The organism is Petrotoga sp. SL27 (assembly GCF_002924605.1).
Classification (GTDB): domain Bacteria; phylum Thermotogota; class Thermotogae; order Petrotogales; family Petrotogaceae; genus Petrotoga; species Petrotoga sibirica.
The window spans coordinates 1-15,177 of the sequence record NZ_JAIP01000025.1; the positions used below are offsets into that span (position 1 = coordinate 1).

Consider the following 15,177-nt stretch of genomic DNA (forward strand, 5'->3'; position numbering starts at 1 on the left):
AATTCCATAGGGACCTCCTTTTTAATTGTTGGGAGTTTATTAGCGCCCTTTCACCCCGCTCCCCACCCTTCTAAGGAAGGGGAGGGCTTCGCCCTGTAACCTTTTGAAAATTAAGAAGTTTCTAAGATGTTATTCTATCTATGTTTGCGCCCCTTCGCCCCGCAGCCCGCCCATTTAAGGAAGGGGCCTGCGGCCCCTTAGACCCAGCAGGGGAAGGTCTTTGACCTGTAACTCACTTTAGTTTTTTTCTAAGATGCCTACATTTTCTATATGGTATGAGTGTGGAAACATGTCAAACGGTTGAACCGATTTTAGAGTGAATCCATTTTTTGTAAAAAGATTTAGATCTCTAGCAAATGTTGAAGGGTCACAGGATATATAGATAATCCCTTTTTTTGCCATAGAAGAAAGTAAATGGATCTCTTCCTTTTCCAGTCCTTTTCTTGGGGGATCTAAGATGACAAAGTCAAATCTTTTATCAGAATTTTTCATGAGATACGGTTTCGAGCTTGCTAGGATGAAATTAACGTTTTTAATAAAATTTATATGAGAATTTGAAATTGCAGCCTTTACTGAAACTTTGGAGGTTTCAACGGATTCTATGTGTTTAAAGAGTGGTGAAAAGTATATTGAGAATAAGCCAACACCAGAGTATAAGTCTAACATAGTGTCATCTTTTTGTGCGTGGTTCTTGAAATATTCTAAAATGTGTCTTAATAGTTTTTGTGTGACGTTGTAGTTGTTTTGAAAAAATGAAGTTGGTGGAATTTGGAATTTAAAATCGTCAAACTCCTCATTTAATACTCCTTCACCAAGAAGCGTTTTGTAAGGACCTCTTAGTACAACGCTATCCGAACTGTTCATCAAGTGTATCAGTGAATAGGGCTGGAAATTCTGTTGAAAAAACTGTTTTATCTCTTCTTCGTAAGGTAAATATTCTGTGTTGGTAACTATAATTACCATCGTTTGATTTTTGGAAAAGGATCTTCGGATGACTAAATGTTTCAAGATTCCTTTTTTTGAGTTTTTGTCGTATATTTCGATATTCAATTTATTAACTATTTCTCTGAATTTATTTCTTATGTTATCGAATAAGGTAGGTGAGATTGGGCATGAGTAAATATCAAGAACATTATTTGAATTCGCAATATTTAAACCTAATGTTAATTTATTATTTTTCTGAAAGGCGTATTCCATTCTGTTTCTGTAACCCCAGATTAAATCGCTTTCGATTATGTCATTCACAAGGGAGCTATCTAACTTACCGATTCTTTCTAACTGTTCTTTTACTATCTCTGTTTTTGATTTTAGTTGGGATTGATAATCATAATCGAGCCATTGGCAACCTCCGCATTCAGGGAAGTGTTTGCATTTGGAGGATACCCTTTGATGGGATGGTTGTATGATTTCTTTTAGCTCTGCAAATACTAAATTTTTATTCGTTCTTGTTGGAATAACTGAGACAAACTCTCCAGGGTAAACATTGTTTACCATGTAGATTTTGTCGGCATAACGTGCCATGCCGTATCCACCGTAGACTAATTTTTCGATGACGATTTTTACTTCTTCTTTATCATTATCCATCTAAATGCCTCCAAGATGTGGAATTATTGTCTTTATTAGCGTCCCTTCGCCAGGCTGGGTGGGAAGGCTTCGCCCTGTAACCTTTTTAAAGTTATTTATTCTATCTATATTTGCGCCCTTCCCCCGCACCCCACCCATAAGGAGTTAGGAACGGCTTATCCCCGCTCCCCGCCTATTTATGATTTTTCTACCAATGAATTAAAATGTTCCCCTCTTTCTTCATAATTTTTGTATTTATCAAAGCTTGCTCCCGCTGGTGAAAATACTACATTGTCTCCAACTTCACATATTTCACTTAGGTATAAGAATACTTCTTCTAAATTACTTTTGAAGATAAATTTGTGATTCAATGGGTATTTTTTGACTTCTTTTTCCATTTCTCCGAATACTAATACGGCTTTGGCGTAGGTTTTAAGTTCTTCGATTAATGGTGTTAAGTCTTCATTTTTTGGGATCCCACTTAGGATTGCTATATAACGCATTCCTCTGAAACTTTTGTAAGCGTTGTATGCGGAGTGAACGTTGGTTGCTTTTGAATCGTTGTAATAATTGACTCCGTTTTTGCTTTTTATCAGTTCCAACCTATACTTTAGTGGTTTAAATGAGTTTATTGCTTCTTCGATAACTTTTTCAGAGATCCCAAGATTTAGCGTCGTTACTGCTGATGCCAAGATGTCTTCTTTGAAGATGTCCAGTTCAAATATTTTGTTGTTGACTTGTATCTTTTTATCTTTGTATTTAATGTAATTGCCTTCAATCATGTTTTTAGAAAAGGTTATAATCCTTTCACTTGCTTGATAATCTTTTAGGTTTAAAAGATTTACAGCATCTTCGTTTACAACTGCCACTCCTCCTGATTTGAGGGTTCTTAACAATAATTTTGCTTTGGTTTGATAGTAATCATTTAAGTCTTTATGCCAGTTTAGATGATCGGGTGCCAGGTTCGTTAACACGGATATTTCAGGAGTAAACGTTTTTGACCAGAATATTTGAAAAGAGCTAACCTCAACTACGTAGTAGTTTAGAGTTTCTGACGCTTTTGCTAAGGGAACTCCAATATTACCACCCACAAAGGTTAAAGGATCTGCGAATTTTAATATATGTCCTATTAAAGAGGTGGTGGTTGATTTTCCATCGGTTCCTGTTATTCCAATAAAAACAGCTTTTTTGTTTTCTTTTTTTATATTCTGCCATGAATACTCTAATTCTGTAGTGTAATCGATATTGTTTTCAAATATTATTTTAGCAGCCTTACTGTTTGGTGGGATACCAGGGCTTACGATAGCCAAATCACAGTTTTTTAAAAGGTCGTTGTGGTTGGTTTCATATTGAATGTTGTTTTTCTTAAAGTATATTTCATCGGTTTTAGTAAAATCTTTGTCTTGGCTAACAAAGATTTCGTGATTACTTTTTAAAAGCTTTGTCAGTAACTCATTGTTACTTTTTCCGTATCCTACAAGGCATATTTTCACAGTACTCCTCCCAGTGCGACTATTCCAGTTAATATGTTTATAGTCCAGAATATTAGAACAATCCGTTCTTCGCTCCATTTTTTTAGTTCAAAATGATGATGAATTGGTGCCATTAAAAAGACTCTTTTTTTTCGTACTTTGAAACTCCCCACTTGTATTATAACGCTAAACATCTCTGAAATAAATATAAAACAGGTTAAAATGGTGAAAAGTTCAACAGAATAATATAATGCTAAAGAACCTAATATCCCACCTAATGCTAAAGATCCAGTATCTCCCATGAATATTTTTGCTGGTTTTATATTGTAGAAGAGATACGCTATTACAGGCAAAATCAATAAGGGAATGTGATTAAAATTAATACCCGCAATCAGTGCTGTGAATAGTGCTGATATTACATAAATACCTCCAGAGAGTCCGTCTATCCCGTCGGTTAAATTTGTTGCATTGGACATACCTGTTAGGTATATTATCCCCCATAAAGGATAGAAAAATTTTAGGTCTAAGCTTTTAGTTGTGAATGGTATTTTCAATGTTGAATGGTTGTTAAATATTGATATTAGATATACTATAACGATTGAGAATAGGAATTGGAGTAACAATTTTTGTATGGCTGTTAATCCTGTTGAATCTTTCTTTTTTATACTTAGATAGTCATCCAGAAATCCTATAAATCCAAAGAGTAAAGAGGCAACTCCAATTATCAGAAATAAATCTTCTTTTTGAATGAAGTAGGTGAGTAAACTTAGAAAAAAAATAGCAAGAATGAATAAAATTCCCCCCATTGTTGGGGTTCCTTGCTTGTAATTATGAAGGTCTGGTCCTTCTTTTCTGATATACTGCCCAAATTGCCTCTTTTTTAGCCATTTTATAAATATGGGGTAGAGAAAAAGTAAGAAAATAAAAGTTATTAATGTGATATAAAATATCAATCTTTCCAAATTAAGTCACTTTCCTTTAGATATTTGTTTATTCCAGTAGTGTTAGATCCTTTTATATAGATCACTCCTTTGGTGGTGTTTGATATTATTTCATCAATTTTTTTTAGCTCTTTAAAGAAGGTAACTTTATCATTTGATAGATAGGTGAAATTTTCTTGAGGATCGTAGAAATAAATCCGATCAAAAATATTTAAGGCTTCTGTTATAACTTTGATGTGGTATTCTTCGCTGTATTTTCCTAATTCTTTTATTTCTCCCATTATGATAATTTTAGGAGAAAGATTCCACTTTTTTATGCTGTTAAAAGCACTTTTAAAAGATTCGTAGGATGCGTTGTAAGAGTCGTTTACTATTAAAAGATTCCCACGTTTTATGGTTTGAAAACGATCTTGAGGGATGTTGATGTTAAATAAATAGTATGGATCAACTGGTAAATCGATGAATCTCAAAAGCAGCAATCCTGAGAGTAAGTCTAATATCTGACCTTCACTCCAATAATGGTTCAGCGTTACCATCAAATCTTCCTGTAGAATTCTAGCGTAAAAGGTCGTTGTGTGGTTTTCATTGTACTCGAAGCTTTTTAAAACGGCATCGTTTTCATCTTTTGTTCCAAAGGTTAGTCGGTTCAGATGTTTCGGTGCCAATTCTTTTAATAATGAGTAGTCTCCATTGATTATTAAAACTCCTTTATCCATGTTGCTTGTTATTTTCATTTTTTCTTCAGCTACCGTTTCTAAAGAGTCTAGAAATTCCAAATGTGAAGCCCCTACGTTCGTGATAATGGCAACATCTAAATTAAAATATCTTGATAAAAATTCAAGGTCTCCCTTTTTTCTAAGACCTTCTTCTAGTATGACGGTTTCTTCGTTGTTATAGTTGTTCAAAATCGATAAGGGTATTCCTATTTCCGTATTCAAATTCATCTCGTTTCTAAAAGTTTTGAAATAAGCTAACAACAAATAATACAAGCATTCTTTCGTGGTGGTTTTTCCAGTGGATCCGGTTATTCCAATCTTTAATTTGGCGTTTTCATTGATCAATGTTGAGGCAGAGATGAGCATTTCTTCTAGGACGCTGTTGACTTTGATTATTTTTTCTTTTGGAAAGTCAACAACATCTTTTTCAACAATTACGTAAGACGCTCCGTTTTTCAATGCGTCGTTTATAAATAGGTGTCCGTCGGTTTTCTCACCTTTTAAACATAAAAATACGTCACCTTCATTCACTTTTCGAGAGTCAATTTGAAAATTGTGGCCTTTATATTTTAAACGTTCCAACATTACCTTCCCGAACTCCTTTTGATTTTGTCAATTAGTTTTTTTGTTACTTCGTAATCGTTGAACTTAACCTTTTTTCCATTGGCGAAGAGTTGATATTTTTCATGGCCTCTTCCCGCTATGATTACTATGTCCCCTTTGTTGGCAAATCTTAGGGCTGTATCTATGGCGGTTTCTCTATCGGGTATAACGATGAAATGTTTATCTTGGTCTATACCTTTTGATACGTCTTCTATTATTTGGTCAGGGTCTTCATCTTTTGGATCATCGTTGGTGAGAACTATAACGTCCGAATGTTCACTTACAACTTGTCCCATTAACTTTCGTTTCCCCTTGTCTGCGTTTCCTCCAGCCCCAAATACTGTGATTATCCTACCTTCAGTTATTGATGAAGCGGTTTTTAATACTTCGTTGAGTGCATCGGGGGTGTGTGCAAAATCGATAACTGCAAAGAAACCTAGCGATTTGCTGCCTGGAACAATTTGGAACCTTCCAGGAACTCCTTTAAATGTGAAAATGGAATAGATGATTTCCTCAGGAGCCAATCCGAAGAGGGTTGCTATTACAAAAGCGTTTGTTATATTGTAAACGTTGAACTTCCCTATCATGGGGGAGCGTATTTCAAAACTTTTGTTTTCCTTTGTTGTTATAGTGAATTTCATTTGTTGAAGTGTTTGTTCGTAGTTATCTATCACAAAGTCTGCATTTTTATCGAATCCGTAGGTTATAATTTCTTTCCCACTTTTTAAGAAGTCCTCTTTGTTCAACCTGTCCAGGTTTATTATTATTGTTCCTTCATCTTTTAAATAGTTCATCAGGGACAATTTTATATTTTTGTATTCTTCAAAATCTTTATGATAGTCCAGATGGTCCCTTGTTATGTTTGTGTAAGATATGATATCGTATTTAAAACCTTGGATTCTTCTTTGATCTATCGCATGAGAGGATACTTCAATGTTTATAAATTCAATATTATTTTCTTTGCTTTTTTTTAATATTTTTGCCAGCTCTAAGATACTAGGAGTAGTGTTGTAAGGTTCGTCAATTAATTCGTCGTTTATTTTAATCCCTACGGTACTTATTAGAGTGGAATTTTTATCTAGTTTTTGTAAGATGTGATGAACTAACGATACCGTTGTAGATTTGCCATTGGTGCCTGTTACTCCCAGTATTTTAAAATCATCTAGCGAGATGTCGTATAATTTGTGAGTTAAGTCTGCAGCGGCCTTTTTAATATCCTCTACAATTATATACTGGAGAGAATCGATATTTGGGATCTTTTCTTCGTCTTGAGCGATTATTAAAGAAGCACCTTTATTAAATGCAGAAATGATATAATCATGGCCATCGAAACGGGAACCTTTGAAGGCGATGAAAATATCGTCTTTTTCAACATTTTCGCTGTTGTCTTTGATATCTGCTATGTTCAATATCTCGTTTGTTATTACATGCTTTTTTATATTACCGTTTAAAAATTGTATTATTTTTTTTGAAGGGATTTTCATTAATTCTGCCTCCTAAATAATTGCTTTTCTAGCCACTCATCTTAAGGAAGGGACTTGCGCGCAGCCGCCCCTAAGGATAAAGGGACTTTGGATCCTTCCCCACCCAAAAATAGTTGTTACAATGTGGTAAATTAATATATTTGACATTGTATATAAGACCTGGTATTATATAATTAGCACTTAATATGTGGGAGTGATAAAATGTCTAAGGTGCTACAAGATAGACAAAAAGAAATTCTAAAAACCATTGTTGAATTATACATAAAAAACGAAAAACCGGTCAGCTCAGATGAGGTTTTAGAAAATTCGAATATAAAAGCTAGTAGTGCTACTATCAGGAACGATATGCAAAAACTCCAAAAATTAGGATACATTTATCAACAACACTCTAGCGGTGGAAGAATTCCTACTGATCCCGCTTTAAAGATCTATTTTCAAATGATAAAAGACGCCTACAACCAAGAGGATACGCACCTTGAAATCCCAAAAAAATACAAGTTTTATGATTTGAATCTTATGTTTCAAAGTTTGAGTGAATTGCTAGCAAATGCCTTGGAGGGTTTGGTCATCTTTGAGTATCCTAATCCAAAGTATGTTTATATTACAAGGGTAACAGTTACCCCCTTGATGGAGACAAATAACGTCATTACTATTTTAACAAATTTAGGCCTTGCTGTATCCAGGACGGTTGAAATATATGGTCTGCCGCCTTCAGCGGAATTGGAAAATATTCTTAATAACGGTCTTGTTGGCAAATCTTTTCATTCACTTTTCATGTTTCTTTCAGCTCCAAAGTTTGAAACGGAGGATCTAAGGGTTACTAATTTCATAGAGATTTTAGGAAATCTAACATCTGAGTTCAACAGAAAAAAATACATTGTAAGTGGTCTTGAAAAAGTCATCTCTAAATCTATTCCAGACTTAGAAACTATCGAAACGTTGGCTTCTATGGTTGAAAATGATACAATCAAAGAAGGCATATTTAAACTTTTAGATTTCACCGATGATATAGAAATATTATTTGGTGAAGATTTAAACTCTAAAGCGTTAAAAAAGATGGTATTTTTCTATACTACTTACAAATTAAATGCTGACCCCCTTGGGAGGGTACTTTTTATAACTCAAAAATACTGTAATTATGAAAAAATCTACTTTTTTTTGAGAGAGTATATTTCTAGATTCTCAGAGATTATATCAAAAAATTTGTGAAATTAGTATATAATTTTGTTTATAGATTTAAAAGATAAAAGGTTTTAAAAGGGTTCCAGCTCGAAACTCTCTATGGGCGGGCTGGGGGGTGAAGGGGCGCTATATAAAAGGTTTCATAGTTTCCAAAGATAGTAAACAAGTTTTTAGGAGGTGTTTTTTTGAAATGGAAGAAAGAAAAAAAACTGAAGAAATAACAGAACAAGAGGAACAACAAGAAATAAAAGAAAAAGAATCCAATCAAGAAGATATCGAACAGTTGAAAAATAAAGTAGAGAAATTAGAAAAAGAAAACAAAGAGCTAAAAAACGAGTTAAAAAAGCTGGAAAAAGAAAAAGATGAATTTAAAGAGTATTCTATACATCTCAAAACTAAATTTGAAGATTACAAAGATTTAGTAGAAAAAGAAAAAAAGCAGATAAAATTAAGCACTACAAAGATGATAATAGAAAAACTACTCGTCCCATTTGAAAAGTTGAAACTTTCTTTGAATTACAAAGATGAACCTGAATTTGTTTCAGCGGTTGAGATGGTTTACAAAGATATGTTGAAAGTCTTTGACTCCTTGAAAATGAAGTTTATCATTCCTCAAAAAGGAGATCAATTCGATCCGTTTGAACATGATGTTGTAGACAAGTATGAGACAAAAGAAGTGAATGAATACTGTGTATACGGTGTTCAATCCATAGGATACAAATTGGAAGCCGAAGTAATTAAACCTGCAAGGGTTATAGTGGCGGTAAAACCGAAGGAGGACGCCCCGAACGGGGTCAAGGAAAAAGTTGAAGATAAGAAAATCCCTTGCGACGAAAATACTTGTTCCGAGAAACAAACTGTGGAAGGGATCGACTCAAAAGAAGGTGACAAATAATTATGGCTGAAAGAAAAGATTATTACAAAATCTTAGGAGTAGATAGAAATGCTTCACAGGAAGAGATAAAAAAAGCGTATAGACAAAAAGTTAAAGAATGGCATCCTGATAGACACATTGAAAATAAAGAAGAAGCCGAGCGCAAATTTAAAGAGATTCAGGAAGCTTATGAAGTTTTAAGTGATCCACAAAAAAGGGAAGTTTACGATAGATTCGGTTTTGTACCAGAAGAAGGAACCGCCTATACTGGACAAAGAAGTGCAGGTGGCGGTATAGGTGATATTTTTGGAGATATTTTTGGAGAAGATTTTGGTGGAGGCACCGTCTCAGACTTTTTCGATATGTTCTTTGGTACTGAAGGAAGTAGAGGTAGATCCTCCTCGAGACAGCGAAATGTAGTCAAAGAACGCGGCGAGGATATTAATGTAGTAATCAGTTTAAAATTAGAAGAAATTATGTATGATGTTAAGAAAATTGTTGAATACAACAGATATGAAGAATGTCATCATTGTCATGGTACTGGAGCGGAAAACGGCACAAGTTTTGAAACTTGCCCAAGGTGTAACGGTAGAGGGGTAATAAGAGAGGAGCAAAGGAGTTTTTTTGGAAGCTTTGTAAGGACATATGCATGTCCAACGTGTAACGGAGAAGGTAGAATAATCAGTCGTAGATGTTCTTACTGTGGAGGTAGTGGAAAAGTTTTGAAAAAAGAAAGGATTGAAGTTACGATACCTGCTGGCGTGCCAAATAGCTATACCATGAGGATAAAAGGAAAAGGCAATGCGGGCAAGAACGGAGGCCCAAACGGTGATTTAATTGTTCAAGTAAGAGTTCTTCCTCATGAAAAGTTTATCAGAAAAGGGGCAGATTTAGAAACAGAAATCACGATAAATTATCTGAAAGCAGTTTTGGGAGGAACCGTCAAGATTCCTACATTGGAAGGAGATTTCGAAGAAGAGTTACCAGAAGGAACTAACCCTGGAACAATTTTAAGGTTTAAAAATATGGGACTTCCAGAATTTGGTGGAGGCAAAAGAGGAGATTTATATGTCAAAATAAACGTGAAAATCAATAAGCCATCGAGAAAAGAAAAGAAGATCCTTAGTCAACTTTTGGAAGAAACAAATGTTGAATAATTCACCTTGGGGTGATATAGGTTGAAATTTAACATCTCCATTCAAAAAATAGATGTCAAAGATTATATTATTATTACGTTGGGGACTTTGATAACCGCCTTGGGATTGGTTCTGTTTATGATCCCTTACAATATTATTGCCGGAGGAGTTAGTGGGCTAGCCATAATATTAAACAATTTTTTCGGTTGGTGGGTAGGAATACAAATGTTTGCTTATAATTTGATCTTGTTCACTTTAGGGTTTTGGTTGCTTGGAATAGGTTTTGGAATAAAGAGTATATACTCGGCAGCTCTACTATCCTTTTCCACTGATTTTTTTCAACATGGTTTAGGATTGGATCAACTTATTCCTTCGTTGATGGCAGAAACAGGCAATGCAGGTTTAGAAATGACTTTATTGGCTGCATTTTATGGGGCTTTAATAGCTGGATTTGGCATGGGTTTAGTTATATGGAAAGGCGCAACAACCGGTGGAACGGATATAATCGCAATGATTTTCAACAAGTTTTTTTCTTTAAGCGTAGGTACAGGCCTTATGATTGCTGATACCGTTATAACAGCTTCTTCCATATTAATTAATCCTTTATTACCAATGTATGGAATAATAGCGATTTTTGTAACTGCAAAGACTATAGATGGGGTGATAGAAGGATTTGAATCGACAAGAACGATTTTGGTTATAAGTGATCATTATGATAAAATTAAAGAGGACATATATAGCAAATTAGATAGAGGAGTTACCTTTTTAAAGGGAGTAGGTAGTTACACAAATCAAGAAAAAAATATAGTAATGGTCACTATTTCAAGGTCAGAGATAGGTTTGCTTAAGAACATTATAAAAGAGAGAGATAGCAACGCATTCATGGTTATATTGCCAAATAGTGAAGCCATTGGATATGGTTTCAAAAAAATATCTTAGTAAGGAGATGATGGATAGTGGATGACCCCGGTGGTTTGTGGGGCTCATTAGTTTTATTGATTGTTCTTTTATTTCTTTCAGGATTTTTTTCTGGGTCTGAAACTGCTTTGACTACAATAGGGAAATATAGGATAAAAGAACTGATCGATGAAGAAAAAGACGATAAAAAAAGGAAAAAATACCAACATTTTGTTGAAAACCCAAATCATTATTTAACTACTATATTAGTAATGAACAATCTTGTGAATATCTTGGCCACATCTACGGCAACGGTTTTTGCAGTAAGATTAATGCCATCTTCACAAAGTGGTGCTGTTGGTTTAGTAACGGCTATTATGACCCTATTGATATTGATTTTTGGAGAGATTACACCCAAGGTATACGCTAGAGAAAATAGAGAAAAATATTTTAGTTTTGCCTTTTTCACAATCAATTTTCTAAATCAACTTTTAACACCCGTTGTGTGGTTGCTTGTAAACCTTTCAAACGTGTTTATCAGCCTTTTTGGTGGTGAGACCATTACCAATGCTCCACCACTAATCACAGAGGACGAAATAATTTCTTACTTAGACATAGGGCATGAAGAAGGGGTAATTGAGAAGAGTGAAAAGTACCTAATGCAAAGAAGTTTAGAGATGAAGGATACCTCAGTCAGAGAAATTATGACTCCAAGGGTTGATATATCTGCGATTGAAGACATAAAAACTATGGAAGAATTGATAAAGATAATAAATGAAGAAGGATACTCTAGGATACCTGTTTTCAAGGAAACGTTGGATAATGTTATTGGAATAGTCTACGCAAAAGATATTTTCAAAAAACTCGAAGAGGTAAGAGATTTTAGCAAACTGCAAAAATTAAGAGTTGTGGAGATTATGCATAAACCATTTTTTGTTCCCATAACGATGAAAATAAGGGATGTTTTTAGGATGTTTTTAAATAATCATACACATATGGCTATAGTAGTTGATGAATATGGAGGAACAGCCGGATTAGTTACTTTAGAAGATATAATAGAAGAGATGACTGGAGAAATTTTTGATGAGTATGATGACTTTACCGATGAAACCAATATTACAAGGGTAGCAGAAAATGTTATACTAGTGGATGGCACAACACCAATAAATGACGTTGAAAGAGAGTTGGATATAGAATTTCCCGAAACTGAGTTTGAAACCATAGGTGGTTTCTTACTTGAAAGGTTTCAAAGGTTCCCTAAACCCGGCGAGATATATTTTCTAGAAAATTATGAATTCGAAGTGATTTCTGTAACCATCAATAAGATCGATAAAGTTAAAATAACTGTACATCCAAAAATGCAAACAGACAACCAAGAAGGGGCTGAGAAAGATGAAGGATAAAACAATAGTTGAAACGTTGTATGAAGAAGCTATGAAAACAAGAGAAAATGCATATACTCCTTATTCTAATTTTAAAGTAGGTGCAAGTTTGTTATCGGATAACGGGGAAATATTTTCAGGTTGTAATGTGGAAAATGCTTCGTATGGATTATCTCTCTGTGCTGAAAGGAACACAATATTTTCCGCAGTTGCCAGGGGCGAACGTAAATTCAAAGCTATGTTAATCGTTGCAGAAGGTGAGGCACCTGTAAAACCATGTGGGGCATGTAGACAAGTAATGGCTGAATTCGGGGATTTCGACGTTTATTTGGCAAATACAAAAGGGAAGATAGAAAAAACGAAGGTAAGTGAGTTGCTACCAAATGCCTTTGGTCCAAAGGATCTATGAAATATCTAAAAATTCATTGAATGGGCAGGTAGCGGGGCGAAGGGGTTAAAGATCCCTTTATCCTTTAGGGTGGGGAGCGGGCAAAAGGGGCGCTAATAAAGACTAAGCACAACGTAGAAAAAAGTTCGTCTTTTTTCAAAAATAAGATTTTGATTTTAAAAAGGTTACAGGGCGGAGCCCTGTTTGCTGCAGTATGCAAACCATGTTTTTAAATGATTTTGACCTTGAATTTGGGGTTTTTAAGGGGGGACCCCCTTAATGTTAAAGGGGTTAGGGACCGCAGGTCCCTCCTTAGAAGGGTGGGCTGCTGGGCGAAGGGGAGCTAAATCCGGTTTCAGAGTTTCTAAAAACAATAAAATCAAAATTCAGGAGTCTAACAATTATGGATTTAATAGAAAAAGAAGTATCAAAAGAAGTTATTTTTAAGGGAAAAATCTTGGATTTAGAAAAATACAACGTAGAATTACCAGACAAAAACATATCAACCAGGGAGGTTGTTAACCATCCCGGAGCGGTAGCAATATTGCCAGTTGATAACGAAGGAAATATCTATCTTGTTAAGCAATATAGATTCCCTATAAGAAAAGTATTGATAGAAATTCCTGCTGGAAAGTTCGATTCACCTAATGAGGATCCTTTGGAATGCGGTAAAAGGGAGTTAGCAGAAGAAATAGGAAAGAAGGCTAACAAGTGGATTGAATTAGGATACATATATACAACGCCAGGTTTTTCAACGGAAAAAATATATTTATATCTAGCCAAAGAATTAACTGAAGTGGGAGTCAATCCAGACGATGACGAGTTTGTTGAAGTCTTAAAGGTAACAACAAATGAAATGAAAGAGATGATAAAAAAAGGCGAAATTACCGATTCGAAAAGTATTTGTGCTTTCTACAAATATTTACTCCTTGAATAAGTGAGTGAGCAGCGCGGGTGAAGGGAAAGCCTTTTAAACTTCCTTAGAGGGTGGGCAGCGGGGCGAAGGGGCGCTAAAACAAGTTTTAGAGTTTCTAAAAACAATAAATTTATTTTGGAGGACGAAACAATGATCTCAAATACGGTAAGAACAAGGTTTGCACCAAGTCCAACAGGTTATCTTCACGTTGGTGGGGCTAGAACAGCGCTTTTCAACTATCTCTTTTCAAAAAAAAATGAGGGAAAATTTATCTTAAGAATCGAAGATACAGACATAGAACGTTCAACAAAAGAATCCGAAGATCAGCTTATAAATACCCTAAAATGGTTGAATTTGAATTGGGATGAAGGGCCTATAAATGGTGGAAATTATGGACCTTATCGCCAGAGTGAAAGATTAGAAATCTACCAACGAAGAGCAAAAGAACTAATAGAAAAAGGGAAAGCATACGAGGCATATATCTCACCAGAAGAAATAGAAGAAATAAAAAATAAGCTAATCAGCGAAGGTAAACCACCACATTATACCTATGATTTGATTTCAAAGTACAACACAAAGGAAAGAATTGAAGAGTACAATAGCAAAGGGTTAAAACCCGTTGTTTTTTTGAAGATGCCTCAAAAAGATTATGAACTTGACGACAAAATAAAAGGTAAAGTTATCTTTAAGAAAGGTTCTATAGGAGATTTTATAATTCTAAGAAGTAACGGTATACCTACATATAATTTCGCTGTCGTTGTGGACGATATAGATATGAAAATCACCCATGTTATCAGGGGGGACGATCATCTGCCAAACACTTTAAGACAAATGGCCATTTATGAGGCTTTTGAGGCTGAAACCCCGATATTTGCACATGTTTCAATGATCTTGGGACCAGATGGGAAGAAATTATCAAAAAGGCATGGTGCCACCTCTGTTGAAGAATTTATGGTCCAAGGATATTTACCGGAAGCAGTTGATAATTATTTGGCTTTGCTTGGTTGGTCTCATCCTGAGGGTAAAGAAATATTGCCCCTCTGTGAAATAATCAATAATTTTACTTTGGATAGAGTCAATTCGAGCCCCGCCATATTCGATGAGAAAAAATTAAAATGGATGAACGCACAGTATCTAAGAAATAAACCTTTAGAAGAAATCTATCAACTCGCTGAACCTTATGTGATTGGATCAAAACTACTAAGTAAAAAACAATATGAAGCGAACAAAAAATGGGTTATTAAATCTATAGAAACTATTCTTTCTTCTGTAGAAATACTTAGCGAAATACCCGAAAAAATGGAAGTTTTTCTAAAAGATGTATTTCCAGATACAAATGATCCTGAATTTAGAGAATATTTCAATAAAAGAGGAGTAAAAGAAGCTATCAACTTAGTTTATAAGTATTTCAGTGAAGATGACAGATGGGATGTACAAACTATAACAGAGAATTTAAAGAATGCCATGAGCGAAACCGACCCTCAAAAGAAACCATTTTACATGTCTTTAAGGAAAATTTTAACAGATTCATTTCATGGACCGGATTTGATAAATACGATATTTTTGCTGGGTAGAAACACTGTTTTGGAAAGGCTTCAAAGGGTGATAAAGATTTGAAACATC

Annotated in this window: 13 protein-coding genes; 8 read left to right on the plus strand and 5 right to left on the minus strand. The window is 34.8% G+C overall.

Annotation, left to right across the window (positions count from 1 at the left end; all coding sequences use genetic code 11):
- Positions 1-237 precede the first annotated feature (237 nt).
- From rlmD to AD60_RS09170, 5 genes are all read right to left on the minus strand, one after another.
- Positions 238-1,584, minus strand: a complete 1,347-nt coding sequence (rlmD, locus tag AD60_RS09150; RefSeq protein WP_103927606.1) for a 23S rRNA (uracil(1939)-C(5))-methyltransferase RlmD — start codon at positions 1,582-1,584, stop codon at positions 238-240.
- Between the two features lie 176 nt (positions 1,585-1,760).
- The gene (gene murD, locus AD60_RS09155) at positions 1,761-3,056 is read right to left on the minus strand and encodes a UDP-N-acetylmuramoyl-L-alanine--D-glutamate ligase (protein ID WP_158248422.1); all 1,296 of its coding nucleotides are present in this window, start codon (positions 3,054-3,056) and stop codon (positions 1,761-1,763) included.
- Complete coding sequence (mraY, locus tag AD60_RS09160) at positions 3,053-3,997, minus strand: phospho-N-acetylmuramoyl-pentapeptide-transferase (protein ID WP_012209606.1); 945 nt, start codon at positions 3,995-3,997, stop codon at positions 3,053-3,055. Before mraY ends, murD begins: the two co-directional genes overlap by 4 nt.
- The gene (gene murF / locus AD60_RS09165; RefSeq protein ID WP_012209607.1) at positions 3,985-5,277 is read right to left on the minus strand and encodes a UDP-N-acetylmuramoyl-tripeptide--D-alanyl-D-alanine ligase; all 1,293 of its coding nucleotides are present in this window, start codon (positions 5,275-5,277) and stop codon (positions 3,985-3,987) included. Before murF ends, mraY begins: the two co-directional genes overlap by 13 nt.
- Entirely contained in the window at positions 5,277-6,779 is a 1,503-nt protein-coding gene (locus AD60_RS09170) for a UDP-N-acetylmuramoyl-L-alanyl-D-glutamate--2,6-diaminopimelate ligase (protein WP_103066281.1), read from the minus strand. Before AD60_RS09170 ends, murF begins: the two co-directional genes overlap by 1 nt.
- A 201-nt stretch (positions 6,780-6,980) precedes the next feature.
- Between AD60_RS09170 and AD60_RS09175 the strand changes: the two genes are divergently transcribed.
- The 8 genes from AD60_RS09175 (at position 6,981) to gltX (ending at position 15,171) form a co-directional block, all read left to right on the plus strand.
- Positions 6,981-7,988: an HTH domain-containing protein gene (locus AD60_RS09175; RefSeq protein WP_103877450.1), complete on the plus strand. Its 1,008-nt coding sequence runs from the start codon at positions 6,981-6,983 to the stop codon at positions 7,986-7,988.
- A gap of 163 nt (positions 7,989-8,151) precedes the next feature.
- Positions 8,152-8,856 carry a nucleotide exchange factor GrpE gene (locus AD60_RS09180; RefSeq protein WP_103066283.1) on the plus strand — a complete coding sequence of 235 codons (705 nt, stop codon included), beginning with the start codon at positions 8,152-8,154 and terminating at the stop codon, positions 8,854-8,856.
- Positions 8,856-9,992, plus strand: coding sequence for a molecular chaperone DnaJ (gene dnaJ, locus AD60_RS09185; RefSeq protein ID WP_370445638.1), 1,137 nt, complete (start codon positions 8,856-8,858; stop codon positions 9,990-9,992). The genes AD60_RS09180 and dnaJ overlap by 1 nt, the downstream gene beginning before the upstream one ends.
- A gap of 21 nt (positions 9,993-10,013) precedes the next feature.
- Entirely contained in the window at positions 10,014-10,910 is an 897-nt protein-coding gene (locus AD60_RS09190; RefSeq protein ID WP_103066285.1) for a YitT family protein, read from the plus strand.
- A gap of 17 nt (positions 10,911-10,927) precedes the next feature.
- Entirely contained in the window at positions 10,928-12,271 is a 1,344-nt protein-coding gene (locus AD60_RS09195) for a hemolysin family protein (protein ID WP_103066286.1), read from the plus strand.
- The gene (locus AD60_RS09200) at positions 12,261-12,659 is read left to right on the plus strand and encodes a cytidine deaminase (protein WP_103877452.1); all 399 of its coding nucleotides are present in this window, start codon (positions 12,261-12,263) and stop codon (positions 12,657-12,659) included. The genes AD60_RS09195 and AD60_RS09200 overlap by 11 nt, the downstream gene beginning before the upstream one ends.
- Positions 12,660-13,041: 382 nt before the next feature.
- Entirely contained in the window at positions 13,042-13,575 is a 534-nt protein-coding gene (locus tag AD60_RS09205) for an NUDIX domain-containing protein (protein ID WP_103877453.1), read from the plus strand.
- 129 nt (positions 13,576-13,704) lie between these two features.
- Entirely contained in the window at positions 13,705-15,171 is a 1,467-nt protein-coding gene (gltX, locus tag AD60_RS09210) for a glutamate--tRNA ligase (protein WP_103066289.1), read from the plus strand.
- Positions 15,172-15,177: the final 6 nt, after the last annotated feature.